Genomic DNA, 24,762 nt, shown 5'->3' on the forward strand with positions numbered 1-24,762 from the left:
TATTAAACACAGGAACAAGCTATGCCAAACGAAAATTTTTATGTCTTTAAAGCCCCTTTAACATTTGACCCAAGCAAAAGCGGTTCTTATGGCAGAGATGTTTTCGATATGTTAAATGCGTTGCCAAGAACTACCGAAACTGACCCTATCCATGACATCATGAACAATGCTTTAAAACAATGGGTAGAAGAAGAATCCAAAAAAATGGTCAAAGATGATGAAATTATCCGCATTTATACAGAACAAGAAATTTATGATGGCAAAAGTACCAGTACCCGTCCTTATTATTACTTAGAATGGGAACCTGACATCAACTTTGAGACATGGTATTTATTTATGATCAATACCGCCAATCAACATGGCTACAATGTCTATTCAGATGTCGATCAGCGATTTTATTTTGCTGATGGGACTTGTTTTCCCAAAGATGGTCGTCAGCGTATCGAAGTGGCAGCCAGATCACAACAAGAACAAATCGCTGGTGGTTATGAAACCGTTCTAGAAATTATGCAAGAAGAGGCAAACAATCCACTTAACACAACTTATAGTAAGCATTTGCGCAATGTTAATAGTAGGGTAATAATTTTTACAGCGATTTTACAACACTGTTTGGACAAATATGGCATCAAAGCGACCATTAAGCATGAAAAGGGAGAATATTTTAGAGTCATTTGCGATTGGCAAAATGAGGTAATATTTCTATTAGATTATGACATTCATAATACTCAAGCATTTTATATCTCTATACTCTCTTGTAGGATTCGTTTGAATTATGAAAATCCCAGAATAGTAGAAGAACTAAAAACAAAAGGTGTTTATGACAGAGGTGGAACGACCTTGTTTTGGGACAATCGTACACACTTTTTGATTTCTTACTATGAAAAACATCAAGGAAGTTCGTTAGATAACGAGACCCTTCGGATTGAAGCAAATAAAGTGTTTAAAGCCCAAAACATCACCAATACGGTAACAGCATTACACCATAGACTCACTCAAGATATTGATAATTTTGTGCAAACTATGTATCAATATGGCAATCTCTATGATTTTATTGATGCCTCTTACCAAGAAACACATCCATTACACCCCTATTTATGGTCCTCACTTCGACCAATACCTGATCTTGGTTGGGTTTTAAAAGTTGCACATTATGTTGGACACCCCAAGCTACAAGAAATGATCAAAAAACAAGCATTACGCCTAGAGCAAGCTGAACCAGATGTGATTCAGAGCGAGCTTGAAAAAGAAATAGTGAGTTTTTATGTTGAAAACTATTTGCCAGAACATCAAAAATCATGATAGATTCTTAAGGCAATAGATTTCCTACAAAACTAGATTTTCCGTTCGCCCTTAAGCTTGCCTTCGGGTGGCGGAAGACAGTGGCGGTTCGACAAGCTCACTTTGAGCGGTTTTCCTTATTTTGGAGTTTCGCAGGAAGTTTAATAAATTCCTCATTGAAATATTTGTAAATTTTTGTTATAATATATGGTTAAAATTTATAAATCTTCAAGAAGAGTCATCCTGTGAAAATTGTCCAGCTATCTTTAAAAAAAGCCATAAAACTTTTTCTTTTAAGTATCAGCTGGACCATTATGTCGCAAAGTCATGCGCAAATTGCTAGCATTGGCAACATTAAATCATCAGAAATCATCCAAAAAAATCAAATAGTAACACCCAACTCAAATAGTAGCCCAAGTCTGCTGGAGCTACAGCAAGCCACCATTTCTCAAAACCCTGAACTTAAAGCACGCTATGCTAGCAATGACAGTGCTAAAAGTAATATAGACATCGCTAAAACTGCTTGGTATCCAAATGTTAGTATGACTATTGGTAAAACCTATGGACGAGGTGAAGGCAACTTTAAAAATACCAATGTGGTACCCTCTAAAGTTAATGAAACAGGTAAAATGGGCTTCAGCATCACCCAAAATCTCTATGACCCAACCATCAAGTTTGACATCGAACAGGCCAAACTAAGCCATCAAGCCAGTAAATATGCTTTATCACAAATCCACGACGAGCTAACCAATCGTATCGTCAGTCTATTTCTTGACATATTGGTTAACCAAGCACAAATAGACTTATTAAAGAGACAACATATGGCAGTTGATGCCCAAAAAATACAAGCTCAAAAAAGCTTTGATGTTGGTATTGTATCAATTACAGATGTCAAAGAAGCTGAGGCCAAAGCAGATAAAATTCGTTCCCAACTTGCCGCTTTAGAGTGGCAACTCAAAACTAAACAACAAGAGCTTGCCATACTGACCGGTGGTCTGACTATTAACCCTACAGACTATCACTCAAGCACTAAGATCCTACCAGACATCAAAGCTGAAGATATTGAGCAATGGCAGATGATGATTACTGACCAAAACATGGCAGTGCAGCAAGCCTTGGTGGAATACCAGCTTGCTAAACTTGACACAAAAAAACAAGACCATCAGTATTATCCTAAAGTACAGTTCGTGGTTGAAAATAGTAGAAACTTTGAACCAATTACTGATGCCGGACATAAAACATACAGTAACAACAAATGGGAATGGAGTGCAGGTGTTCAACTCAACATTAATCTTCACAATACCAATACAAACAGTGCACAGACTCGTAAAATACGTGCCGAAGAAAACTTAAAATACCAAAATTACCTAGTAGCCAAAGAACAGCAAACCGTTGAATTAAACCGCACTTTCTACCAAATCTTATCTTCAATTGCTGAATACCAAGGTCTTTATGCGGCCGACCAATCAGCACGCACAGCGTTGTCTGCTAACCAACTTGGTTATCAAGTCGGAATGCGTACCAATATTGATGTACTTGAAGCACAAACCAAAGTTTATGAAGCTAATCGTGATAAACTGGTTGCTTGGTATGATAGCTGGAAAAATTACATCAAGCTTAACCAAATTGCAGGAACATTAACGTCCGAGCAACTAATACAAATTGATAATCTACTACGCCAGACAGTAGGTAACGACACGAATGCAGACATTGATAAATTTGGCATGTTACCATCTATTTCAACAATCGAACTGGTAGCACCGACATCTAAGTATAAAAATCTGTGACAGATCTGGGATAACTTTTCGCATGCCAACTACTCCGATCCCAATTCCTGATTTACTGTTGCACTGGTTGCATCGTACTCAGCTTGCAGGTCTTGATATTGTCGCGGTAGCGACACATCAACTGCCAGTCATTGGTAATCAAGACTTTATCAATATATCTGCACTAGCATCAACACAATTTACCCAAAGACCAACCAATCTTACACAAACCTTAACGAGCCTACTTAGTGTACCCGAAGACGATTTGGAGAATATCAGTAACACCACCCCAGTAGATACAGGTGAACAGCACCATACTAAAGCGACTCAAACCAGACTTGCTACACTTTGGCAAAGCCAGCTTGCCAAAATAAATGTACAACAGCCCATCAAAGTGCAACGCATTGAGGATTTGGTACTCATCAGTTGCTTAATCATTAGCCAAGAAGCACAAAGTGCCTACATTGGTTGTTTGATTGCACCGCCTTTTCACCAGCACATGCTAGACTTACTACAACTGAGTCTTGGCTGGTTGTTTTATGGTTTTGTGATTGCACAACACCCAGAAGGAGAACGTGCTAAGCGATTGCTTAATATTACTAGCGACATACTTGACCAACCAGATGCCAAATCTGCAGCTCAAGCATGGGTCAATCAAGCCAAACAATGGGCTAATGAAATGGGTCATGAAGATGTAGGCATTAGCCTATTTCAAGTAATAGCTAACCGCCCAAAATGGTGGGTGTCTGCCAATATCGCATGGGCGGTAAAAGGCTCGGCAGTTATGCAACAAGCTAATGAGCTAGCTGCCATGGCAATACTTGAAGGAAAAAGTCAAACTAATAAAGACTGGTGGGTTTATCCCATGCATCATCAGGGACAAACGACTGCCGTACTCTTACTTGACAACCGAAGCAATCATAAAAACCCCATTCAAGATGATGAACTACTGCTGATGTTGCAAGCAAGTGCTGACCTATTTGAACCCATACTACGACAATGGCGTAAATCTGAACAGAGCTTGGTTCATCATGGCTATCACTCATCAACCTCACTCATGGGCAAACTGTTGGGGCGAGGTTACTTGGATTATAAACTCATTGTATTGTTACTCACCATCGTATTGCTGGCTATTACGCTGATACCAGTTGATGACATTGTTACTGCACCATTATATATTGAAGGTGATAAACGCTACACGGTAACAGCCCCACAACAAAGTTATATAATTGAAGTTCTAGCACGACCGGGTGATAACGTCAAGCAAGGGCAAATTATTGCCAAACTTGAAGATAAAGATCTTAAAATGGAAGCCAGTGATATCCAAAGCCAACTTGAGCAAACTGAAGGGCAGTTTCGTCAAGCTATGGCGGATATGGATGCAGCCAACAGCGGTTTAGCAGTCAACCAAAAACAACAAGCACAATCTAAGCTTGATTTAATCAATCGCAAAATAGCAAGAACCATCATTAAATCCCCAATTGATGGCGTGGTTGTGAGTGGTGATTGGCAACAAAAAATTGGCACACCCATTGAAGAAGGGGCGGAATTATTTCAAGTGGCAGATGTGGCTAGCTATCGAGTTATATTACATGTGCCCGATAAAGACATGGATCGCTTGCAGATTGGTGAAACAGGTAAAATGAAACTAACCAGCCTACCCGATCAAACCTTTGATTTTACTGTTCGTAGATTGACAGCTGTCGCCGAAGTCAAAGATGGGGAAAATGGTTTTAGCGTTGAAGCAAGTTTGAATGCCACCCCAACACAGATTAACCCAGGAATGCAAGGTGTGGGTAAAGTCAAGGTGGGGAAAACCAATCTGATTACTCTTTGGACACGCAACCTTATTGATTGGGTGCGTTTAAAATTATGGTCGGTATTTTAAATGGTCACGAAGGCTATTTTTTCTGAGCATTGGCATCTTGTCAAAGATGTTCGTCCCAAGCTACGAGAAGCCATTGATGTATTTCCTAGACAACTACGGGGGCGTTCGTGGGTTTTCTTGCATGATCAAAAAACCCAAAAGTTTTTAAGGCTAACACCAGAGGCTTGGCTGATTGTTAAAATGATGGATGGACGCACCGACCTACAAACCCTGTGGGAGAATGCCAGTTTAAGCCAAGACCATCTACCAACAAACCACAGCTTTTATCAAGACCCTGACACTCATATCATCAGCCAGCATGAACTGGTCATATTGCTAAGTCAGCTTTATAGCAATGATATGTTACAAACCCAACATAATGCCGATGCAGTGGAGATGGGCAAACGTTTTAAAAAACAGCGTTTTAATGAATTTAAACAATCATTTTTAAATCCAATTAGCATCAAAATCCCATTATTTCATCCAGATAAATGGTTTACAGGGCAACAAAAACTAGCCAATCAGCTATATAGTACGATGGGATTGCTAATTTGGATGATGGTGGTTATTCCAGCAATGGTGCTAGCTGGAGTGCATTGGCACACCCTAACCAATAACCTATCAGACAGAATGCTATCGGTCAGCAACCTATTTATCCTATGGTGTACTTATCCGATGGTCAAAGCTTTTCATGAATGGGCACATGGCATGGCGGTTAAGGCTTGGGGTGGGCATGTGCGTGAGGTAGGTCTTATATTCGTCATCTTTATGCCAGTGCCTTATGTAGATGCTACATATTCCTACCGCTTTACCTCCAAATGGGTAAGAGCATTGGTGGCTGCCACAGGCATCATGGCAGAGTTATTCTTAGGTGCATTAGCTTTATACATATGGCTAAACGTTGAATCTGGTCTGATCAGTGCTTTTGCTTACAATGTGATTATCATTGCTGGGGTGTCAAGCTTACTGGTGAATGGTAATCCTCTCATGAAATACGATGGTTACTATGTGTTAAGCGATCTAATAGAAATTCCCAACCTAGCACAACGCTCGAAACAATACTGGGTGTATCTGTCCGACAAATACCTATTTGGAGCAACTGAAGCCAAACCACCTCTTGGTCATGAAAAAGAGTGGGGTTGGCTATTCATCTATGGACTAATTAGCCCTTTGTACCGCCTGTTTGTAATATTTGGCATGATATGGTTGGTAGCCAAACGATACTTTATTATCGGTGTGATCATGGCATTGGCATCAGCGTGGCAATCGTTTATCATGCTGATTTACAAAGCCATCAAACATGTTTTTACTAGTCAGACCCTTATGAAGTATCGCTTATCTAGCAAACGCCGTTTATACGGCTTAACGTTCATTATACTGCTAATTTTATTTGCACTACCATTGCCGTTTTACAGCGTACAACAAGGTGTAGTCTGGTTACCAGATGATAATATTGTCCGAGCGAGGGTGTCGGGCATCTTGCACCCTGAAAACTTAAAAGATGGTCAGTCTATTCAAGTCTCCCAAAAAATTGCACAACTGACCAATACAGATCTTTCTCAAAAATACTTACACTTAGAACAAGAAATAGTGGCACTAGACCTAAAAATTCGTCAAGCACAAAGTGATGATTCTAACAAACTTGAAAGTTTACTTAGCCAACAGCGGGCTCTACAAGCACAGCGTAAACTATTAGAAGCTGATACTCAGGCATTAAACATCATCGCTCCCACCCAAGGTTATTGGTATGCCAAAGCCATTAACAACACCCAAGACAGTTATGTTAAAAAGGGTGATATTATCGGCTATGTGATACCCAAGCAAACCAATCTTGTACGAGTCATTATTGAGCAAAATGACATGAACTTCATTGAGCAACGCTTGCAAGGTATTCACTTAAAAACTCGTAGCAACCTCACACAAACTTATACAGCTACCATCATTCAAAGAACCCCAAAAGCCAGTTTTGAGCTTCCAAATGCTGCGTTGGGCATTAACGCTGGTGGCAATATTATCGTTGACCCCAATGATAGTAGTGGAACCAAATCACTAGAACGTGTGTTTGATATCCAACTAAAACTTAATGATGGTCAAACATTGAAAGCTAATCAACCACTTGGTGTCAATGATCGTATCTATGTACGTTTTGATCTAGGAAAGCTACCAATTGGGTGGCAATGGTTAATTCGAGCACGTCAACTATTTTTAAAGAATTTTAATGTTTAATTCTACGTTTATCAAATATTTGCGTAAACAGCCATTATTGCTGGCGGACGGTCTTCGTGAGGAGAGAAGTAGCCTTGAACAAAACAAGCTAAGACGATTCGTTACCAATCTAGAGGCCTACTATGCAACCAAACATTATGATCGTTTGCAAGTCAATCAACACAGTCGCCACATCAACAAATTCCATCAACAACTCATTGGGTTATCGGATGAGGCGTTAAAGCAAACATTTAAAGAGACAATTATCTTACTTAATCAACAAAAGCAGGTATCACATTATTTAGCCAAAGCATTTGCCTGTATTGGTGAGGCTATTTATCGCCTTTTTGGTTTCTATCCTCATTCGGTACAATACTTGGGTGCTTATGTGCTATTGCAAGGTAAGCTGGCTGAAATGCAGACTGGGGAAGGTAAGACTATTGTGGCAGGGATGGCAGCTACATTGGTGGCCGCAACTGGGTCGGCTGTACATGTCTTAAGTACCAATGACTACTTAGCGACACGTGACCAACAAGAAATGCAACCGTTATTTCATTTTTTTGATATATCAAGCGGCGCGATTGATTCAGAGATGCAAATTGAAGAACGTCAACAGCAATACCAATGTTCAATCTGCTATGTCAGTGCCAACGAGTTGGTCTTTGATGTGTTAAAAGATGAACTTAATATCAATCATCAGCTCACTCGTAAAAAATCCACCCTACAACGCTTTATTAGTGCCAATCCTAATCAGGCAAATTTGTTAGTGCCTGCCTTACACTTTTGTATTGTTGATGAGGCGGATAGTGTGTTGATTGATGAAGCAAGTACTCCGCTTATTATCTCACAAGAGGCAGAATCTTTCATGGATGAGGACTTGCTACGCTGGGGACTAGCCCAAGCAAAACACCTAAAACTTAACCAAGATTTTACCCTAGATTCCACTAACCAAGATATTAACTTAGCCACAGACTTTATGCTAAATGACAATCTACCATTACCAAGTGGCTTAAAACCCATGTGGTCAACTCGCATCTGGCAAAACGTGGTCATCAAAAAAGCATTAACTGCACTACACCTATTTAATAAAGATGAACATTATATTGTACTAAATGACAAAGTGGTAATTGTTGATGAATCAACGGGTCGTCCTATGCCAGATCGCAGTTGGGAGCAAGGTCTGCATCAGTTAATAGAGATCAAAGAAAATGTTGAAGTATCTAAGACCAGAGAAACGATTGCTCAGATGACGTTTCAACGTTTTTTTAGGCGGTATATCCTGTTATCAGGACTCACAGGTACGGCAACTGAAGTAAGTAGGGAGATGTGGAAAGTATACGGTCTGAAAGTCTGTGTAATTCCGCCAAATCGTCGCAATCGTCGCAAAACCTTACCTCGCGACTGTCATCGTCTCCTTGATAATAAATGGCAAGCGGTTGTAAATGAGGCCATTCAGAGGGCGACCTTGGGGCAACCAGTACTCATTGGTACTCGTAGTGTGGAGGCATCAGAGCGTGTTTACGAATTACTTAATCAATCATTACACCCAAACTTATTTACTCTTTATTTGCTAAATGCTCGGCAAAACGCTAAAGAAGCTGAAATTGTTGCTAAAGCTGGTATTAGTGGTACAATTACTATTGCCACCAACATGGCTGGTCGTGGTACTGATATTAAACTTGATGACAAAGCCAAGCAAAGTGGCGGATTACATGTGATTTTAACTGAACACCATGACTCTACACGCATTGACCGACAACTAATTGGTCGTAGTGCCAGACAAGGAAATAGCGGTTCATTTCGAGAAATTGTCTGTTTTAATGATACTATTTTATTAAATCATCGTAGTGTGTGGCAGATAATCGGTTGTTGGATGCCCACAGCATGCTTACGACGTTTTTTTTACAACCAAGCTATCTTGGTAGCACAACGATATGCCCAACAACGGCAATATGAAATTCGTATGAATACCCTAAAACAAGACCATCAGCGCCAAAAACAAATTGGCTTTATCGGAAAATTAAGGTAACCCTATGTCTAAAAAAATATACACGACACATTTAATTCGCACCTCAAAAATTGTTTGTTTTAGCGTGTCTTTGTTGTTCTTGATGAGTACCTCCAGTCATGCAACAAACTCAGAGTTTGGGTGTATGCTACGCCCAATGCAAACAGTCGACATTCGTAGTCCTATAGTTGGTATCTTGAGCAATATTAATGTAGAGCGAGGTGCGTATGTTAAAAAAGGGCAGGTGATTGCACAGCTAGACAGCCAAGTTGAACAGGCAACTGTGAATGCAGCTAAATATCGCTACCAAACATCCGCCTCTATCACGGCAGCACAAAATAAAGTCAACTCTGCTAAGTCTAAGGCCGATCGTATGAAAAAGTTGGCAGATGCTCAATTTATGTCCAAACAAGCCTATGAAGATGCATATCAAGAATATCAGGCTGCCCAAGCTGAGTTGTTGGCAGCACAAGAGAGTCAAACACAAGCAAAGTATGAGTATCAGGCAGCATTATCAGAGCTAAACCGTCGTACCATCACCAGTCCTATCAGTGGTATTGTTACCGCTAGGTACTTGGATAAAGGTGCAGTAGTAAGTCCAACCGATGGAAAATTTCCAATTATGACAATCGCTCAAACTGACCGTTTAAAGGTTCAGATTATTGCACCAGTTAAGTATTTTAAACAGTTAAAACAAGGTAGTCAACTAACTATTACGCCGGAAAAACCTTTTAATAATCCAATTAAGATGACGGTAGCGATTAAAGATGGATCGGTGGATGCTGCATCTGGCACTTTTAGCATGATTGGATATATCAATAACACAAATAACAAAATCCCCAGTGGGATTTTATGTTCAGTAAATCTATAAGTGTATTTAATCATGCTTGATTTAAAAGATATAAACTGTAAGATAAACTACCATGATTTACAGTATTAAGACAACTTGAACAAAATTGGTAATTGAGGGTTTGAAGATATAAGTTGCCATTATTTACCCAAGTTGCCTATCCTGCCGTGCCAAAAAATGGCATAAAAAGTTATGGTAAACAAAATTATTTTTGCAAAAACTGCCATAGGTAATTTGTTAAACTGCAAAGGATATTAGTCTCATATATAACTTAACAAACTTAAAATCTACTACGGATTGTAGGGGCAAATTATCTCTACCACTAAAAATAGATTTGTGGTGCTTTTAAGATGGTTTTGGTATAGATGACAGGTACGCCTAATCCTTGTGGGGTTGTGGCATACTTTTTGGGATAGTATCAAAAAATTAATGATGATTTTAAGGAGTGTTTTATGTTAAACCAAACTGCTTTAACCCATAACCTATCCGTCGTCCAAGACCTTGATGCAAGCGAGCTGTGGCGGTGGTTTGCACACATTTGTAGCATACCGCACCCCTCATATCATGAAGAGGCGATTGCCATGTATATCGTGGATTGGGCAAAATCCAAACATTTGACCGTTTGGCGTGATGAAGTGGGTAATGTCATCATCAAAAAGCCTGCCACCATCGGCATGGAAAACCGCACACCCATCGCTCTACAAGCCCATCTAGACATGGTGCCCCAAGCCAACGTTGACACACATCATGACTTTACCAAAGACCCCATCATCATGCGTTTTAGTGATGATAAAGCATGGATAAAAGCCACCAACACCACGCTTGGGGCGGATAATGGCATTGGTATGGCAAGCTGTCTTGCGGTACTTAGCGATGAGTCGGTGGTTCACCCTGATATTGAGGTGTTGCTGACCATGACCGAAGAGACGGGCATGGTGGGGGCGATCGGTCTAAACGCAGGTGTGCTAACTGCCCCTATCATGGTAAATACCGATACCGAAGAGATTGGCGAGATTTATGTTGGTTGTGCTGGTGGCGTGGATGCTGATGTGTATCTGCCATTACAATACACAGACAACGTCTATGATACGGCATTGACATTGAGCATTACAGGCTTAAAGGGTGGGCATTCTGGTATTGATATTCATAAAAATCGTGCCAACGCCATCAAAATCATGGGTAGAGTGTTGGCACATTTATCACGCCATTGTGATTTTAAAATTGCCACCATAAAGGGTGGTTCGCTACGCAATGCCATCGCCAGAGAAAGTGTGGCAACGTTGGCACTTCATCATGCTAATTTGGATAAATTTTTACAGTCATTAAACGCCATCACGCACGATTTGCAGACTGAAATTGGTGTGGCGTGTCCCAACCTCTCCATTTGTCATGTTCATGCTGATACGCCAAGCCAAGTCATCGCAAACACTCCAACCATCATCAACCTCATCAATGCTCTGCCAAGTGGCGTGGTACGATATAGCGATACCATCGCTGATGTGGTGGAAACCTCATTGTCGTTTGGGGTGCTAGCAGTAGCAAATGGTGAGCTTGTGGCGACATTGCTTGTGCGTTCATTGACCCAAATTGGCAAAAATGGTGTGCTAAGCACCTTACAGAGCATTGCAGATTTGGCTGGGGCAAAAGCGGTATTTGACGGCGACTATGTGGGGTGGAATTATGACCCAAATTCTGTCATCACACCCATTACAGCTCGCTTGTATGCTGATATTTTGGGTCATGAACCTGCCATTAAGGTCATTCATGCAGGGCTAGAATGCGGACTCATCAAGAAAAACTACCCTGATATGGACATCGTCTCCATAGGACCGACGATTGTGGGAGCTCATTCGCCTGATGAGGCGGTAGACGTGGCAAGCGTGGCGGTGTATTGGCAACTTTTAAAAGATATTTTAAAAAATTCACCCATAAGGTCATAGACCATATTAAACCCCCAATTTTGGGGGTTTTTTGTCATGAAAAAGTCAGCAGTTTATGTAAAAATATCAATAAAATCTTTGGTTCAATCAAGATGGTGGCAACCACCCCAAAACCTGCACCCACAAGATGTGCCATGTGGTCAATGTTGCTATTGCCACGTTTATGTGCATAAAAACTGTATGCGGTATATACAATAGCAAAAATAATGGCAGGCATGGGAATGATGCCAAAAAAGTAAATCAAACTCCAAGGCGACAAAAGTGCAAAAGCAAATAGTACTGCCAACACACCGCCTGACGCCCCCAAACTTGAAAAGTTGGGATTGTTTTTATATTTAAAGTAGTGCGGTGTGGCAGAGGCAATGATTGCTAATAAATAAAAACCAATAAAACCAAAATTACCAAATTTTAAAAGATACAACCGTTCTATGGCTCGCCCAAAGAAGTATAGCGTCATCATATTAAACAACAGATAAAAAAATTGGCATGGATAAATCCATGTGTGATGAAACGATCAATTTCTCCACGCTTTATGGCAGGTGGATAAAACATCAGTCGTCTTAAAATACTGGGCGATTGCCATGCAAGAACTGTAACGACAAGGGTGATGATGATAATGGCGGTGGTATGGGTCATAAAAACGTCAAATAAATGGAATGATGATTGATTTTTTTAATAATAAACTTCACAATCGCTCAAAGACTGCTAAGTATTTACTAAGTTTGGTATTGTATCATAACACCATATTAACCAATTGTGAGATTTTTTATGTTGCACAAAAAATGGCTTGCCGTTATGTTGGCAGTTACCACCTTATCTGTTGCCCCTGCTTTTGCTGATGATGATTACGATGATGATGACGATTATCGCCCAAGAGCTACCCAAACTCACCAAGCAAAAAAATCGCAACGCACCAACAGCAGAGCAGGGCTTATCTCTGCACAGCAAGCAGGTCAGAATGCCCGTGCCAAATTAGCCAACAGCCGTGTACATAGCGTAGAGTATGACAATGACGATCGTCATGGTGCGGTTTATGAAGTAGAACTGATTAAAGGCGGTGTTAAATACGATGCCAAAGTCAATGCCAAAACAGGTAAAGTGATTTATATCAAGCGTGATAACTAATCTACCCCATGTCCATACAGCACCAAAACCGATAAAGTAAATTTGTCGGTTTTGACTTTTTGGTATGAACAATAAAATAATGCTTGCTAAATCTTGCCTGTGTGTTATAATTTGCCACTTTTAAAATTTAAATTAGTTTACATATGTACATTTTAAATTTTAAACATTGCCGTGCAAGCGGTTGAATTATCCTAAGTTTATCCCCATGGATATGGTAGGGTGATTACTCTTGCAAAACTGGTGTGCAATCGGTATTTTCCTACCTTTTATTTTGCCGATTGAACCACACGCCGAACGTCATGACCTTATTAAACCCAAATTTCTTTTGGGTTTGGGTTTTATAGGTTTTTCTTTTAACCCTTATCTGAGATGGTAATCCGATATGAGCGTTCATTTTTCAAAAACCCCTGTCATCGCCAAAGATGGTGCAACCAACGACTACTATTTGACTCGTCAAAACCAAATGGAGTCCAATGTTCGTAGCTATCCACGCAAACTGCCCCTAGCCATTGCCAAAGCACAAGGGTGCTGGGTAACCGATGTGGAAGGCAACGAATACCTAGACTGCCTAGCTGGCGCTGGTACGCTGGCTTTGGGACACAATCACCCTGCCACCATTAACGCCATCAAAGATGTGCTAGACAGTGGTTTGCCTTTGCATACCCTTGACATTACCACACCGATTAAAGATGCCTTTACCGAAAAGCTGTTATCGTTTTTCCCAGAAAATTTTGTGCTACAATTTTGTGGTCCAACAGGGGCGGACGGCACAGAAGCCGCCATCAAACTTGCCAAGACCTACACAGGACGAGACAATGTCATTGCGTTCTCTGGCGGTTATCACGGTATGACGCACGGCTCTTTGGCGATGACAGGCAACCTATCTGCCAAAGAAAAGGTGGGCAATCTAATGGCAGGCGTGCAGTTTATGCCCTATCCGCACGAATACCGTTGCCCACTTGGTTTGGGCGGTGAAGCAGGCGTGGACGCTTTGACTTATTATTTTGAAAACTTTATTGAAGATGTGGAGTCTGGCGTGGTCAAGCCTGCCGCCGTTATCCTAGAAGCCATTCAAGGCGAAGGTGGTGTCGTTCCTGCACCTGCCAAATGGCTCCAAAAAATCCGTGAAGTAACTGCCCGCCACAACATTGTCCTTATCCTAGACGAAGTGCAAGCAGGCTTTGCTCGCTCTGGTAAGATGTTTGCCTTTGAGCATTCAGGCATTGTCCCTGATGTGGTGGTGATGTCTAAGGCGGTGGGTGGTGGTTTGCCCTTGTGTGTGCTGGCGATTAACAAAAAGTTTGATGCGTGGCTACCAGCAGGGCATACAGGGACTTTCCGTGGCAATCAGCTGGCGATGGCGGCAGGCTACAATGTACTAGAAGAGATTAGCAAAAACAACCTTGCCGAGAACGCTCGTATTCAAGGCGAATTTTTGCGTGAAAAACTAAACGAACTTGCCAAAACCTATCCTTGTATTGGTAATGTGCGTGGACGAGGTCTGATGACTGGCATTGAGATTGTGGACGAAAGACAGCCAAAAGATCAAATCGGCTCATACCCTGCCGACAGTGAGCTTGCGGTGGCGATTCAAAAGGCGTGCTTTGACAACAAGCTACTTCTTGAAAGGGGCGGTCGTGGCGGTACGGTCGTTCGCCTGCTTTGCCCAATCACCATTACTCGTGAAGAGTGTGAGCTTGTCATTGAACGCTTTGGTAAAGCGGTAGAGCAAGCGGTGAAAGCGGTGCGTGGGTAATAATTAATAGATACCATATTGTTTCTTGAACGACAATATGGTATCTTTATGTTGTGAGTATCATTAATAGGATTTTTTATGAAACACTCTATGAAATTATTGGCTACCAGTTTGTTTGTAGCGACAATGGCACTGACAGCGTGTGGTGGTGATAAAGCACCTGCACAAGAAAAAACTGCACAAGCAGGGCAGGCAGACACAACCAAATTAGAAACCAAATTTTTGACCATTGCCACAGGCGGTGCATCAGGTCCTTATAACATCATCGCTACTTCTTTGGCTGAAATCTACAATGGGCAGTTTGGTGTCAATTCAAAAACCCAAACCACAGGAGCATCTGTTGAGAACCTAAATCTACTCAACCAAAAGAAAGTTGAAATGGCATTTGTGATGAGCGATAGCCTAAGTGATGCGGTTAATGGTGTGGGCAGTTTTAATCAAAAAATGGATAATGTCAGTCAAGTAGCCGCCCTGTATCCTAACTTTGTACAAATTGTAACTTCTAAAAAATCAGGCATTAACACCATCAGTGACCTAAAAGGCAAGCGTATTGCAGTTGGTGCTCAAAATTCTGGCGTTGAATTGGCAAGCCGTGCTTTATTAGAAGGTTTTGGCATTACATACAATGATGTTAAAGTGGATTATTTGGGTTATGCTGAGGCTGCCGATGCTCTAAAATCAGGCAAGCTAGACGCAGCGTTTTTGACAAGTGGTTTGCCAAACTCATCGCTCATGGAATTGCAGCAAGGTTTTGATTTGCAAATTGTCGCCATTCCTGCTGACCAGCTTGCCCAAATCGCCAAAACCAAAACTTTCTTTACGGTAAATAATATTCCAAAAGGCACTTATGGCAACGATGCTGACATTCCGACAGCAGCGATTTTAAATGCGTTGGTGGTGCGTTCGGATTTGAGTGAAAACGATGTTTATTTGGCAACCAAAGCTCTGTTTGAGAATTTGCCAAAATTACAAACTGCTCACCAAGCCGCCAAAGACATTTCTCTTGCCACTGCTCAGCAAGGTTTGGTTGCACCACTGCACCCTGGTGCAAAACGTTATTATGATGAAGTTGCAGCGACAGCTACACAAACAGACACAAAACCTGCCGAAGAAGCGGTGAAAGAGTCTACCGAAGGGGCAGAAGCCCAAGAAACTCAAAAATGATTGATTTTTGTCAATCATGATGAGGGTATTTGGCATATTTGTCATCATAATCGGACTATCTGTTGTTGGTTTGCATTCTCAAAGTCGCCTTCTAATTACGACTGATACATGGCGGTGCAAATGGGCGACAGATAGTTTTGTTTTGCAGTGGCGACATTCTGTTGAAAAACAGTTGTGGCAAGAATACTATCAAAAAGACAAGCACTCTTTATTATTGACCCACAGTTATGTACAAAGTTTTGGGGCGGGTGTGCCGACAACCAATACAATCATTCCTGCTCCTGATGGATTTGTGGGTATGAAGCACGATTTGGTAATACCAAAGCTAAGTTGGGTGGTATCTGCTCGTATGCAGGGAACTGTGATTGAGCCTGTATCACAACAACGCTTAGAGGTTTATCGCCATGTTGATGATTATACTGTGGTAAATATTCAAGTTGAGAGACAACCTGCGATTTGGTGGTGGCAAATAAATGCCTGTGAAAATATGTTCAATCAAACTCAATCAAGTTAAGGGAATATAATGACTAAGACCAACGAACAGATTTCTGAGGTGCAAGCTCAAGAAATTTTGGAAAAATATGACCGTGAATCGGTAACAAGAAATCCAACCAGTTCAGTCGTTCGCTTTATTATTGCTGGCATTGCCATTTTATATTCTATTTTTCATTTATACATCACTTTTAACCCAATGCCTGAACTTGTTCAGCGTTCTGTACACGTTGCGGTAGGGGTGGCACTTATCTTTTTGATTTATCCACCTGCCAAAAAAAGCTCTCGCAAAAGTGTGGTGTGGTATGACTGGATTTGGGCAATACTTGGGCTGTCAACAGCTGGCTATCTGATAGCCAACTATCAGGACATCATGACGGTGCGAGGCGGTATTCCTAACAATATGGACATTGCTTTTGCAATCATTGCGGTGGTTGCGGTGTTAGAGAGTGCCAGACGCATCACAGGTTGGATTTTGCCAATTTTTGCCCTGATTTTCTTTGTTTACCCCTTCATCAGTCATATGGACTTTATGCCTGATCGTCTTTTGACCAGACCTTATGATTTTGGTGATATTTTTGGACAGTTTTATCTAAAAACAGAAGGGTTATACTCCACAGCGATTGGGGCTTCCACAACCTTTATCTTTTTATTTATTTTATTTGGCTCGTTTTTGGCTCGGTCTGGCATGGGGCAACTCTTTAATGATTTGGCATTGGCACTGGCAGGACATAAGCAAGGCGGTCCTGCAAAAGTGGCGGTCATTTCAAGTGGCTTTATGGGTAGTATCAACGGTGCTGCGGTGGCCAATGTCGTGGGGACTGGGGCATTTACCATTCCTTTGATGAAAAAAATCGGCTATGATAAAAACTTTGCAGGTGCGGTGGAGGCCAGTGCGTCTGTGGGTGGGCAAATTTTGCCACCCATTATGGGGGCGGCGGCATTTATCATGGCAGAAACCACAGGGGTCAAATATGGTACGATTGCATTGGCGGCTCTGCTCCCTGCACTGCTTTATTATCTTGGTGTGGTTGCTCAGGTTCATTTTCGTGCAGGTAAACAAAATCTGACAGGCATGCCTAAGTCGGATTTGCCACGAGCCAAAGAAGTGCTAAAAGCACGAGGACATATGCTGTTGCCTATTGTCGCTCTTGTGGTATTGCTTGCTAAAAATGTTCCTGTGGGCTATGCAGCAGCTTATACCATTGGCTTTACGGTGGCGGTCAGCTGGCTCAAAAAAGAAACCAGAATGGGCTTTAAGGATATTTTACTGGCGTTAGAAGATGGTGCAAAACAGTCGCTTTCAGTCATGGCGGCTTGTGCTGTGGTGGGGATTGTTATTGGGGTGGTGAGCTTAACCAGTTTTGGTACAGTCATGACCTCGTTGATTGTGGCATTTGGTGCAGGCTCTTTGTTTTTAACATTGGTTTTAACCATGCTTGCCTCTATGGTGCTTGGTATGGGGCTGCCGTCCATTCCTGCTTATATCATCACTGCCACAATGGCCGCCCCTGCACTGGCTGAATTTGGCGTGCCAATTTTGGTAGCACATATGTTTGTGTTTTATTTTGGTATTTTTGCCAACATCACACCACCTGTGGCACTGGCTTCGTTTGCAGGAGCAGGGATTGCAGGGGGCGACCCCATGAAGACAGGTTGGCAGTCGCTTAGATTGGCATTGGCGGGCTTTATCGTACCGTTTATGTTTGTCTATAATCCCAACATGCTCATGATTGATGTGCAGGGCGTTGATGTGATGACCAAAACCTTTGCAATGCCTGCATGGCACCTGATTGCTATGGTGGCGACAACTTCCATTGTGGGTGTGCTTGCATTATCTGCTTCGGTGGAAGGGTATCTAAAAACAATCATGCCAACATGGCAACGCGTTGTCATGGCGATTGGGGCATTCTGTTTGATTGCACCCGAAACAATCACCGATGTGATTGGTGTTGTGCTTGTGCTGGTTGTGGGGGCGATACATTTAAAAACTAGTAAAGCAAAAACCATTTAACTTTATTTTCACCCATTAAAATGATGAGGGTATATTATGACTTATTTTGACAAACACCGTCAGGCTCTTTTTTGCAATGACGAACAATCCATCGCCGACTACCAAACAGCGATGAACCAAGCGGTACAAGCCGTCTCAAACTGGCTCAAAGAAGACAAAATGTACACAGGCGGGAGCATTAAAGAGCTTCGCTCCCAAATCGCCTTTAACCCCAGTAAAGACGGCTTGGGCGTACAAAAATCGCTTGACCGCCTTGTTAAGCTGTTTTTAAACAAAAGTTTAAAGGTTCATCACCCTCATTCTTTGGCACATTTGCATTGCCCCACGATGGTAACTTCACAGATTGCCGAAGTGTTGATTAACGCCACCAATCAGTCTATGGACTCGTGGGACCAGTCGCCAGCAGGCTCATTGATGGAAGTGCAACTTATTGACTACTTACGCCAAAAAACAGGCTATGGGGCTGGCACGGCAGGGGTGTTTACTTCTGGTGGTACACAGTCCAATTTGATGGGCGTTTTGCTGGCTCGTGATTGGGCAATTGCTAAAAATTGGACAAATACAGACGGCAAAGAATGGTCGGTTCAAAGAGACGGCATTCCTAGCGATGCAATGACCAAGGTCAAGGTACTTTGCTCTGAAAATGCCCACTTCTCCGTACAAAAAAATATGGCAATGATGGGAATGGGCTTTCAATCGGTCGTTACTGTGCCTGTCAATGACAACGCCCAGATGGACACCAAAGCCCTTGCCAAAATTATGGCAGACTTACAGGCAGATGGCAAAATCGTGGCGTGCGTGGTGGCAACGGCAGGCACGACAGATGCAGGGGCGATTGACGACATCAAGACAATCCGCAAGCTGTGCGATGATTATGGTGCGTGGCTACACATTGATGCGGCGTGGGGCGGAGCATTACTGTTATCTAACGACTATCGTGATATGCTTGATGGTGTGGAGCTGTCGGATTCTATCACGCTTGATTTTCATAAGCACTTTTTCCAAAGTATCTCGTGCGGTGCATTCCTATTAAAAGATGAGAAAAACTACCGCTTTATGCACTATGAGGCCGAGTATCTAAACTCCGCCTATGACGAAGAACACGGCGTGCCAAACCTTGTATCCAAATCTTTGCAGACCACTCGCCGATTTGACGCACTCAAACTGTGGTTTACCATTGAGGCGTTGGGCGAAGAGCTGTACGGCTCAATGATTGACCACGGAGTTACGCTCACTCGTCAAGTGGCAGAGTATATCAAAGCAACCGATGGTTTGGAGCTACTTGTTGAGCCACAGTTTGCCTCTGTGCTGTTTCGTGTCGTACCAAAAGATTATCCAGCAGAGTTTATTGATAATCTCAACCAAAATGTCGCCGATGAACTGTTTGCCAAAGGCGAGGCAAATATTGGCGTAACTCGGGTGATTGACAGTCGTCAAAATGTGCAGTCTTTAAAGATGACGACCCTAAGCCCCATTGCCACGCTTGACAATGTCAAAGCCTTACTTGGTCAAGTCTTGGCAGAGGCAGAGCGGATTAAAGACGATATTAAAAATGGCACTTATACACCGCCGATTGATTGAGTTATCATAAAACAAAAACCGTCCAAAGTGATTTTGGGCGGTTTTCATATGATGATTAAAATGGTTTGGTGTCAAGCTGATTTAAGATGCTTTCTAATTCATTGACATCACACCTGTTTTTGTTTTCTGCACAATACTGGCGAAGTTGTGGTATGGTATCGGCATTGACAGGCTGTTTTTTGTGAAAAATATCAATCGGCACGAAGATTTTTACAGGTTTGGGGTCATCTGGATTGATATGTTTGCTAAAATCACGCTGATATAAGACATTATTTATCACTAATTCAATATCTCTATTGCTTAGGGCTTGTGGATATGGAGAAGAAATATCAAATTCTTTACGGATAATTTTGCCTGTTTTATCAAGCCAAAGATGGCTCATTAATGTATTTTTGCACGCATTAAAATATTTCATCTCAATGTCATAACACCGCTCATTAGACGAACTAAGATGTAGCGTGAGTTGGTTGGGGTGTGAGTAATTGGAAGGGCTTGCCAATGCTGTGCTTGCCATCATTAGGCAAAGTGATAGTAATCGTTTCATAGTTTGCACTGAGAGTTTTTTTGTAAGTATATACGACTTCAACAGTCATTGCAATAAACAAATAAATCAGTTTATGTGTTTGATGAGCAGGAGATGATTATGCCAACCATCTATATTGGCACAGGTGGGTACAGTGATACCGATTTGATTGGTACGCTTTACCCACACGGTGCAAAGGCAAGCGAGTTTTTGCACCACTATGCCAATCATTATGACTGCGTGGAAATTAACGCAAGTTTTCACGCTCCCATTGGACAAAAATCCCTGCTGGGTATGCTAAATAAAGCAGATGGACGGCTTAAATTTTCTTTAAAATTGCACCAAGATTTTAGCCACAATTTTACCGCCACTGCCAAAACTGCCCAAGCGTTTTTAAATATTCTTACGCCTTTACAAGACCATCTTGCCCCCTTATTATTACAATTTCCCCACAGCTTTGAGAGAACGCCTGCCAATCGTCAATATTTGGGCGAAGTGGTAAAATGGTTTGAAAATCAACCACTTGCCATAGAATTTCGCCACCCCAGTTGGCACATCACGCCTGTCTTTACCCATTTTGCCAAAACGCCCAATCTAATTTGGGTCAATACTGATTATCCCAAAAACATCGGACTACCCAACACGCCTTTTTGGGCGAATACTCGCACCGCCTATTATCGCTTGCATGGCAACAATCAAAACTGGTGGGACGAGACAACCGCCAAAGACCGCCACAATTATCGTTATAGCGATGATGGACTTGGCAAAATCGCTGATGAGATTTTTAGTCATCGTGCCAATTTTGATGAGCTTTTTATTTATTTCCAAAATACGACCAATGCCCATTCTTTTTATAATATTATGATGTTAAAAGAAAAATTGTCCGCTTATGGTTTTGTGGTGAAAACGCCAGAAATCAAAGGGCAGGGGGTTTTATTCTAATTGTTTTTTTTAATAATCGGAATGAGTGTAGAAAGAATGGCTGAACCAATGACTAAAATACTACCCAGAGCGGTTAATAAACTCATGGTCTCACCCAAAAATAAAAAGGCAATCAATACGCCAAATACAGGCTCTAAAACAATGAGCATGCCACTGATATGGGCAGGCGTTTTATTAAGCCCAAGATTCCAAAGTTTATAGGCAAGCCAACTGCACCCAATGCCCAGATAAATGACTGACAATAAACCAAGCCAATTAAAATGAATTGTCCAATCTTTTATTACTGATAAAGAAATGGGTAAAGAGATGATTGCTCCTTGTACTAAAATAATGGCGGTATAGGCTTGATTATCAATCACATTCATGATGTTTTTGGCTAAATGTACACTTAATGCAAATCCCATACCCGCGATAAACACAAGGAATAAGCCAAATAAATTGACTACTTCATCAGTTTGCGAACCCAGCACCAAAAGTCCAATGCCCAAAAAGGCAATCACGCTTAATAACCAATCATAAATCGCTATTTTTTGTTTGAATAATAAAAAACCCAAAATTAAAATCATGATAGGCTCTGCACCAATCATGACGACAGCGCTACTTGCTGATGTATAAGAAAGTCCAATGAATTGCACCAAAATCCCAATCGGAAACATTAAGAGCGAAATACCCCAAAGTTTTTGACGTAAGGATTTATCAATCGTGGGATAAGATTTTAAAAATAAAGGCAAAGCAATGGCACTTGCAATAAAAAAGCGAATCTGCACCGCCATTGCAGGGTCAAACATGGTATAAGCGTATTTGCCTGCGGTAAATGAGCTTGCCCAGATGAATAGGGCGATGATGATGTATAACATGGTGTGATGACTTTAAAACAGAAAACCCCTTGAAAAATCAAGGGGTTTAAATATGGTAGGCGTAAACGGACTCGAACCATCGACCCCCACCATGTCAAGGTGGTGCTCTAACCAACTGAGCTATACGCCTAAAAAGTGGTCTTATTATAGCAGATTAATTTAAAATGGCAAGTACTTTTTTAAATTTTATACAAACTTAAATACCAAGACATGATGTCATGTCCCCACAGTAGGGCGATGATACCTGCAATGGCGATATAAGGACCAAAGGCAAATGCACGGTTTTCGCCACGCACTTTCATTAAAATCAGACCGACAATAGAACCTAAGACGGCGGATGTTAGGATTAAAAAGGGTAATATGCTCACACCAAGCCATGCTCCAATCGCTCCTAGTAGTTTAAAATCTCCCGCTCCCATGCCATCTCTTTTCTTGATGAGAGTATAGAGTTTGGCAACCGACCAAAAGGACAAAAATCCAAGGAGTCCACCCCACACCGCAGAGCTGAGTGAAGTAAAGATGTTTTGAGTATTTGCTATTAAGCCTATCATGCCTAGCGGAAAAACCAAACGGTCAGGCAGTAGCTTGGTATCAAAATCAATGCCAGTTAAAGCGATGAGTATCCACAAATAGATAAGTCCTAATAGTCCTACAATATTTGCTCCTAGTGTGTAAATGACTAGGACGGACAACAAAGCAGTGATGAGTTCCACCAGTGGATAGCGGATACTAATAGGATTACCACAGCCAGAACATTTACCACGCAGTAGTACAAGCCAACTAATGACTGGGATATTTTCGTAGGCACGGATTTGGTGGTTGCATTTGGGGCAACGAGAAGGTGGATAAGACAGGCTTATGGGTTTGTCTTGGTCAATGATGGTTTTTAGTTGGTTGGTGATGTGGTAGGGTATGTCGTGTTCATCAGATAGAAATTCCACACACTCTTTACGCCATGCTCTCTTCATGATAAGCGGTGTGCGATGAATGACAACATTTAAAAAACTACCAACGCACAGCCCTAACATAAACGTAGCAGTTAATGCTAGGGCAGCGTTTTTTTGTAAAAGTATAATAAATTCCATCATTAACCAATAATATCGCCCATCATAAAGATTGGTAGGTACATGGCGATGACCAGACCACCGATAACAACACCCAAGAATGCCATAATCATTGGTTCCATGAGGCTGGTTAGACCATCTACGGCGTTATCTACTTCGTTCTCATAGTAGGTGGCACAGTTGTCTAGCATTTCTTCAAGACTACCAGCCTCTTCACCGATGCCCACCATCTGAATCACCATGCTAGGGAATAGGTTAGTAGTACGAATGGCAAATTGGAGCTGTTGACCTGTAGAAACGTCATCTTTGATGCGTTGGGTGGCGTTGTAAAAGACAATATTGTTGGTTGCCCCTGCGGTAGAATCCAATGCATCAATGAGTGGTACACCAGCTGCAAAAGTGGTGGATAAAGTACGACAAAAACGAGCAATAATCGCTTTATAAACGATGTCACCAAAAATGGGTAGTTTTAGAGCAACACGGTCAAGAAAATCACGAAACTTTTTACTGTGGGTTTTGGCTTGTGAAAAAGCAATGACGATACCACCTAAAATCAAGAATACGGGGATATAGTAAGCGACAAGCCAGTTGGACATATTGACAACTAACTGGGTAAAGGCAGGCAGTTCAGCACCGAAACCTTCAAACATGGCAGCAAACACAGGCACAACCTTGATTAGCAAAATCGCTGTAACGATGATGGCAACGATGATAACCGCAATCGGATATTTCATTGCTTTTTTGATTTTAGCTTTTAGCAACTCACTTTTTTCTTTGTAGGTGGCGACACGTTCTAGCATGGTCTCCAACGCACCCGATTGTTCACCAGATTCAACCAAAGAGCAAAACAAATCATCAAAGTATTTGGGGTGCTTACGCAATGAGTTAGCAAAGTTACTGCCCGCTTCAATGTCGGCTTTTACTTTTAGCACTAACTCTTTCATGCTAAGGTTGTCAAGCGAATCTGCCACAATCTCAAAAGACTGCGTCAAAGGTACACCCGCTTTCATCATGGTAGCAAGCTGCCGCACAAAAATAGCAATGTCTAGGGCTTTAATGGCTTTTTTGCGTTGGAATAGTGGTTTGCCCTTAGGCTTGATATTTTCAATCGCAATACCTTGCTTACGTAGCTGAGCCCGAGCCAACTCAATGCTTTTACTGGTAACTTCACCTGAAACTTTTTGTCCACGTCTATTTGTACCTGTGTACTTAAAATCCAGTAATTGTTCGGTTACTGCTTTTGCCATGTGAATCTCTTTATATTGATCAAATATGGTGTTAAAAAATGAATAATCTTTGATACCATTTTACACCACAAGTAGCTAGATTG

General features: G+C 41.7%; 18 protein-coding genes, 1 tRNA gene and 2 pseudogenes. 15 read left to right on the plus strand and 6 right to left on the minus strand.

Going from position 1 to position 24,762, the window contains the following annotated elements:
• Positions 1-21: 21 nt before the first annotated feature.
• The 8 genes and pseudogenes from MOB01S_RS01500 to MOB01S_RS01530 all read left to right on the plus strand — a co-directional run bounded on the left by MOB01S_RS01500 (position 22) and on the right by MOB01S_RS01530 (position 11,914).
• The gene (locus MOB01S_RS01500; protein WP_066800565.1) at positions 22-1,299 is read left to right on the plus strand and encodes a hypothetical protein; all 1,278 of its coding nucleotides are present in this window, start codon (positions 22-24) and stop codon (positions 1,297-1,299) included.
• 224 nt (positions 1,300-1,523) lie between these two features.
• Positions 1,524-3,065: a TolC family protein gene (locus MOB01S_RS01505; protein ID WP_066800570.1), complete on the plus strand. Its 1,542-nt coding sequence runs from the start codon at positions 1,524-1,526 to the stop codon at positions 3,063-3,065.
• Between the two features lie 22 nt (positions 3,066-3,087).
• Positions 3,088-4,932 (plus strand): efflux RND transporter periplasmic adaptor subunit, encoded by a 1,845-nt coding sequence (locus tag MOB01S_RS01510; RefSeq protein ID WP_066800572.1) that lies wholly within the window; start codon positions 3,088-3,090, stop codon positions 4,930-4,932.
• Complete coding sequence (locus tag MOB01S_RS01515) at positions 4,933-7,137, plus strand: hypothetical protein (protein WP_066800574.1); 2,205 nt, start codon at positions 4,933-4,935, stop codon at positions 7,135-7,137. It abuts the gene before it with no gap.
• Entirely contained in the window at positions 7,130-9,145 is a 2,016-nt protein-coding gene (locus tag MOB01S_RS01520; protein ID WP_066800575.1) for a preprotein translocase subunit SecA, read from the plus strand. Before MOB01S_RS01515 ends, MOB01S_RS01520 begins: the two co-directional genes overlap by 8 nt.
• 4 nt (positions 9,146-9,149) lie before the next feature.
• On the plus strand, positions 9,150-9,995 hold the full coding sequence (locus MOB01S_RS01525; protein ID WP_066800577.1) for an efflux RND transporter periplasmic adaptor subunit: 846 nt from the start codon (positions 9,150-9,152) through the stop codon (positions 9,993-9,995).
• 118 nt (positions 9,996-10,113) lie between these two features.
• Positions 10,114-10,204 (plus strand): annotated as a pseudogene (locus tag MOB01S_RS12980) (transposase-like zinc-binding domain-containing protein); the annotation flags it as partial.
• Between the two features lie 222 nt (positions 10,205-10,426).
• Positions 10,427-11,914: an aminoacyl-histidine dipeptidase gene (locus tag MOB01S_RS01530; protein WP_066800579.1), complete on the plus strand. Its 1,488-nt coding sequence runs from the start codon at positions 10,427-10,429 to the stop codon at positions 11,912-11,914.
• 34 nt (positions 11,915-11,948) lie between these two features.
• Here the strand turns inward: MOB01S_RS01530 and MOB01S_RS01535 are convergent.
• Positions 11,949-12,550, minus strand: a pseudogene (locus tag MOB01S_RS01535) (rhomboid family intramembrane serine protease).
• Between the two features lie 132 nt (positions 12,551-12,682).
• Between MOB01S_RS01535 and MOB01S_RS01540 the strand changes: the two are divergent.
• The 6 genes from MOB01S_RS01540 to MOB01S_RS01565 all read left to right on the plus strand — a co-directional run bounded on the left by MOB01S_RS01540 (position 12,683) and on the right by MOB01S_RS01565 (position 20,046).
• Entirely contained in the window at positions 12,683-13,039 is a 357-nt protein-coding gene (locus MOB01S_RS01540) for a PepSY domain-containing protein (RefSeq protein WP_066800582.1), read from the plus strand.
• 382 nt (positions 13,040-13,421) lie between these two features.
• Positions 13,422-14,795 (plus strand): diaminobutyrate--2-oxoglutarate transaminase, encoded by a 1,374-nt coding sequence (locus MOB01S_RS01545; RefSeq protein WP_066800585.1) that lies wholly within the window; start codon positions 13,422-13,424, stop codon positions 14,793-14,795.
• 78 nt (positions 14,796-14,873) lie between these two features.
• Positions 14,874-15,959 (plus strand): TAXI family TRAP transporter solute-binding subunit, encoded by a 1,086-nt coding sequence (locus MOB01S_RS01550; RefSeq protein WP_084349570.1) that lies wholly within the window; start codon positions 14,874-14,876, stop codon positions 15,957-15,959.
• A gap of 16 nt (positions 15,960-15,975) precedes the next feature.
• Positions 15,976-16,473 (plus strand): DUF1850 domain-containing protein, encoded by a 498-nt coding sequence (locus MOB01S_RS01555; RefSeq protein ID WP_084349571.1) that lies wholly within the window; start codon positions 15,976-15,978, stop codon positions 16,471-16,473.
• A 9-nt stretch (positions 16,474-16,482) separates the two neighbouring features.
• On the plus strand, positions 16,483-18,465 hold the full coding sequence (locus MOB01S_RS01560; RefSeq protein WP_066800589.1) for a TRAP transporter permease: 1,983 nt from the start codon (positions 16,483-16,485) through the stop codon (positions 18,463-18,465).
• Positions 18,466-18,501: 36 nt separating this feature from the next.
• Complete coding sequence (locus MOB01S_RS01565; RefSeq protein WP_066800591.1) at positions 18,502-20,046, plus strand: pyridoxal phosphate-dependent decarboxylase family protein; 1,545 nt, start codon at positions 18,502-18,504, stop codon at positions 20,044-20,046.
• A 55-nt stretch (positions 20,047-20,101) separates the two neighbouring features.
• On the opposite strand, the gene MOB01S_RS01570 is transcribed toward MOB01S_RS01565, so the two are convergent.
• Positions 20,102-20,590: a hypothetical protein gene (locus MOB01S_RS01570; protein ID WP_157073861.1), complete on the minus strand. Its 489-nt coding sequence runs from the start codon at positions 20,588-20,590 to the stop codon at positions 20,102-20,104.
• Between the two features lie 99 nt (positions 20,591-20,689).
• Here MOB01S_RS01570 and MOB01S_RS01575 point away from each other — a divergent pair, with 99 nt between their 5' ends.
• Positions 20,690-21,511, plus strand: a complete 822-nt coding sequence (locus MOB01S_RS01575; RefSeq protein ID WP_245639974.1) for a DUF72 domain-containing protein — start codon at positions 20,690-20,692, stop codon at positions 21,509-21,511.
• Here the strand turns inward: MOB01S_RS01575 and MOB01S_RS01580 are convergent.
• The 4 genes from MOB01S_RS01580 to MOB01S_RS01595 all read right to left on the minus strand — a co-directional run bounded on the left by MOB01S_RS01580 (position 21,508) and on the right by MOB01S_RS01595 (position 24,679).
• On the minus strand, positions 21,508-22,368 hold the full coding sequence (locus MOB01S_RS01580) for a DMT family transporter (RefSeq protein WP_066800599.1): 861 nt from the start codon (positions 22,366-22,368) through the stop codon (positions 21,508-21,510). The two genes, MOB01S_RS01575 and MOB01S_RS01580, sit on opposite strands and share 4 nt — an antisense overlap.
• Positions 22,369-22,421: 53 nt before the next feature.
• Positions 22,422-22,498: transfer RNA gene (locus MOB01S_RS01585), tRNA-Val, on the minus strand.
• Positions 22,499-22,547: 49 nt separating this feature from the next.
• A complete protein-coding gene (locus tag MOB01S_RS01590; protein WP_439646410.1) occupies positions 22,548-23,456 on the minus strand; it encodes a prepilin peptidase in 909 nt (302 codons plus the stop codon).
• A complete protein-coding gene (locus MOB01S_RS01595) occupies positions 23,456-24,679 on the minus strand; it encodes a type II secretion system F family protein (RefSeq protein WP_066800604.1) in 1,224 nt (407 codons plus the stop codon). The genes MOB01S_RS01590 and MOB01S_RS01595 overlap by 1 nt, the downstream gene beginning before the upstream one ends.
• Between the last annotated feature and the right edge of the window lie 83 nt (positions 24,680-24,762).

Source organism: Moraxella oblonga NBRC 102422, assembly GCF_001598275.1.
Taxonomy (GTDB): Bacteria; Pseudomonadota; Gammaproteobacteria; order Pseudomonadales; family Moraxellaceae; genus Moraxella; species Moraxella oblonga.

Bases quoted from the DNA above. Each gene is read 5' to 3' on its own strand.
- MOB01S_RS01550 (WP_084349570.1), top strand. From the start codon at position 14,874: ATGAAACACTCTATGAAATTATTGGCTACCAGTTTGTTTGTAGCGACA.
- MOB01S_RS01555 (WP_084349571.1), top strand. From the start codon at position 15,976: ATGATGAGGGTATTTGGCATATTTGTCATCATAATCGGACTATCTGTT.
- MOB01S_RS01580 (WP_066800599.1), bottom strand. From the start codon at position 22,368: ATGTTATACATCATCATCGCCCTATTCATCTGGGCAAGCTCATTTACC.
- MOB01S_RS01540 (WP_066800582.1), top strand. From the start codon at position 12,683: ATGTTGCACAAAAAATGGCTTGCCGTTATGTTGGCAGTTACCACCTTA.
- MOB01S_RS01575 (WP_245639974.1), top strand. From the start codon at position 20,690: ATGCCAACCATCTATATTGGCACAGGTGGGTACAGTGATACCGATTTG.
- MOB01S_RS01590 (WP_439646410.1), bottom strand. From the start codon at position 23,456: ATGATGGAATTTATTATACTTTTACAAAAAAACGCTGCCCTAGCATTA.
- MOB01S_RS01570 (WP_157073861.1), bottom strand. From the start codon at position 20,590: ATGAAACGATTACTATCACTTTGCCTAATGATGGCAAGCACAGCATTG.
- MOB01S_RS01595 (WP_066800604.1), bottom strand. From the start codon at position 24,679: ATGGCAAAAGCAGTAACCGAACAATTACTGGATTTTAAGTACACAGGT.
- MOB01S_RS01530 (WP_066800579.1), top strand. From the start codon at position 10,427: ATGTTAAACCAAACTGCTTTAACCCATAACCTATCCGTCGTCCAAGAC.
- MOB01S_RS01510 (WP_066800572.1), top strand. From the start codon at position 3,088: ATGCCAACTACTCCGATCCCAATTCCTGATTTACTGTTGCACTGGTTG.
- MOB01S_RS01500 (WP_066800565.1), top strand. From the start codon at position 22: ATGCCAAACGAAAATTTTTATGTCTTTAAAGCCCCTTTAACATTTGAC.
- MOB01S_RS01565 (WP_066800591.1), top strand. From the start codon at position 18,502: ATGACTTATTTTGACAAACACCGTCAGGCTCTTTTTTGCAATGACGAA.
- MOB01S_RS01545 (WP_066800585.1), top strand. From the start codon at position 13,422: ATGAGCGTTCATTTTTCAAAAACCCCTGTCATCGCCAAAGATGGTGCA.
- MOB01S_RS01525 (WP_066800577.1), top strand. From the start codon at position 9,150: ATGTCTAAAAAAATATACACGACACATTTAATTCGCACCTCAAAAATT.
- MOB01S_RS01515 (WP_066800574.1), top strand. From the start codon at position 4,933: ATGGTCACGAAGGCTATTTTTTCTGAGCATTGGCATCTTGTCAAAGAT.
- MOB01S_RS01520 (WP_066800575.1), top strand. From the start codon at position 7,130: ATGTTTAATTCTACGTTTATCAAATATTTGCGTAAACAGCCATTATTG.
- MOB01S_RS01560 (WP_066800589.1), top strand. From the start codon at position 16,483: ATGACTAAGACCAACGAACAGATTTCTGAGGTGCAAGCTCAAGAAATT.